The organism is Pseudomonas sp. YY-1, from assembly GCF_002843095.1.
Taxonomy (GTDB): Bacteria; Pseudomonadota; Gammaproteobacteria; order Pseudomonadales; family Pseudomonadaceae; genus Aquipseudomonas; species Aquipseudomonas sediminis_A.
This window is the reverse complement of sequence record NZ_PJLX01000042.1, coordinates 1-539: the sequence shown is the minus strand read 5'-3', so window position 1 is coordinate 539 and position 539 is coordinate 1. Positions and strand designations below refer to the sequence as shown.

Below are 539 nucleotides of genomic sequence, written 5' to 3'. Positions count from 1 at the left end.
CAACGCCTGCGTCGGCCACATCCGTGGCGGCCTGGCTATCGGTGCGGTACTGGCGTGCATGCTGTTCGCTGCGCTGTCCGGCTCCTCGCCCGCTACCGTCGCCGCGGTCGGCTCCATCGCCATCGCCGGCATGGTCCGTTCCGGTTACCCGCAGGCGTTTGGCGCCGGCATCGTGTGTAACGCCGGTACGCTGGGCATCCTGATTCCGCCGTCGATCGTGATGGTGGTGTACGCCGCCGCTACCGAGCAGTCGGTGGGCAAGCTGTTCATGGCCGGTGTGATCCCCGGCATCATGCTCGGCCTGGTGTTGATGATCGCGATCTACATCGTCGCGCGCATCAAGAAGCTGCCAGCCCTGCCGCGCGCCAGCTTCCGCGAGTGGCTGCGTTCCGCCCGTGAGGCGTTCTGGGGCCTGCTGCTGATGGTGATCATCCTCGGCGGCATCTACACCGGCATGTTCACCCCGACCGAAGCCGCGGCCGTGGCGGCGGTCTACGCCGGCTTCGTCGCCCTGTTCGTGTACAAGGACCTGACCATCC

General features: G+C 67.2%; 1 pseudogene. It reads left to right on the top strand.

The features are described 5' to 3' along the window. Nucleotides 1-539 (top strand): annotated as a pseudogene (gene dctM, locus CXP40_RS23565) (C4-dicarboxylate TRAP transporter large permease protein DctM); the annotation flags it as partial.